The organism is Burkholderia sp. Ac-20353 (assembly GCF_017104785.1).
In the GTDB taxonomy this organism is placed as follows: domain Bacteria; phylum Pseudomonadota; class Gammaproteobacteria; order Burkholderiales; family Burkholderiaceae; genus Burkholderia.
This window is the reverse complement of record NZ_JAAGPL010000475.1, coordinates 1-1,485: the sequence shown is the minus strand read 5'-3', so window position 1 is coordinate 1,485 and position 1,485 is coordinate 1. Positions and strand designations below refer to the sequence as shown.

Annotated in this window: 1 protein-coding gene; it reads right to left on the bottom strand. The window is 60.8% G+C overall.

Annotated features, from left to right (window positions below; genetic code table 11):
• Positions 1 to 7 precede the first annotated feature (7 nt).
• Complete coding sequence (locus tag G3N94_RS41405; protein ID WP_205799917.1) at positions 8 to 1,357, bottom strand: IS4 family transposase; 1,350 nt, start codon at positions 1,355 to 1,357, stop codon at positions 8 to 10.
• Between the last annotated feature and the right edge of the window lie 128 nt (positions 1,358 to 1,485).

Here is a 1,485-nt window from a genome sequence, read left to right as displayed (position 1 = left end):
CATCTCGTTATACGCAAGTCCCGTCACCGTCGTCGTCACGCAATAGACGCATGGTTTCCGCAGCGATATGAACTTTCGTGAGTCCCTTCCAGATGGTCTCTGCGCCGGGTTCGCCGTCGCCCTTGCGAGCGAGGAAACCGCCGAGGCGTGCGACCAAGCACAACACGTCGTTGAGCGTGGGTTGCGCTGGCATACGCGATTTCGTGAGCAAGTGGGCGGCCCGAATTTCATCGGGATCGAAGAACAGACGCGCGTCCAAATCAGGACAGGTCCGCCCCAGCCGCATCAGATAGGTCACACGCCAAGCCACCACAAGAAACAGCGCCAACGCACGCTCGAGTCGTTCAATCGTGCCCAACTGCAGCTCTTCGACCTGACAGCCGTTCTTCAGAACGTTGAACAGGATCTCGATTTCCCATCTCGCCCGATACCACTCGATCAATTCGATCGCTTCATCCAGCGTGGTCGCCGTACGGTTAGTCAGCAAGCGCCATTCGATCGGCTTGACGCCAGCAGGCGCGTCAAACTCGCGCGCGACCAGGCACGTTGCAGCGATGCTTTTGCCCTTGCTCGCGGGCAACTGCACGCGCTGCAGCCACAGGCGCTGGCGCACCGTGCGCGCTTTCACGCCTTGGCGCGCGGCCATCGGGAAGGCGAGTTCGCCCACCGCTTCGCCGTGCGTGGCGCGCGCCCACAACTTATCGCCTTCAGGCAGGCAGCGGTTATGAGCGGCACGTACCAGCCAGTCGGCCGGGTTGCCCAACGCATCGGCGCACTCCATCAACGCCATCAGATCCGCTTCGCGGTCGGCCACATACACCAGGCGGGTCGATGGCATGTCCGGCGCCATCTCGGCGATGCGCTCGTAGCCTTCGATCCAACGCAAACTTTCCTTGGGCCCGCCACGCTGGCCGGATTCGTCCTTCTTCTCGCGGGCCCACATCCACGCGTCCAGAATACCCAGCGGCTCGCGCTGCGGCGTCACCGCATAGGTCGGGTGAACAAACATCCCGCGCTGCGCCTCGTAGGTCAACGGTCCCAGTCCGATCGCCTCCTGACCGTTAAAATCAAGCTCGGTGGTGTCTTGCAGACACAGCACGACCTGATGCGTTTGCATCCGTTTTTGCGTCTGCAGCCAATGCGGCTCCAGAATCGCATGCCACTGGACCTTGTCGTTGTCGAAGAAACGGTACGCCGCTATCGTTTCACCCCAGCCATGACATGCCTGAGGCACACTGGCCGTCGGATCGGCCGCCATTCTTTCCATCAAAAGCCTCGCTCGCTTGTTCAGGCGCGCGTCGCCAAGGTCCAGTTGCTCGAATTCCGTTTGCGTCCAGGGCGTCGATTCGGTGACCAAGGCATCCGCTCAAAAGCGGAAAGTAGACGCGATCCGCCGACAGTTTACAAGCGCTGCTCTATGCCATTGAAAGTAAACGTGTTCTTTCGCGGCCGCGATTCGCCGGTCACGATGTGTATAACGACATG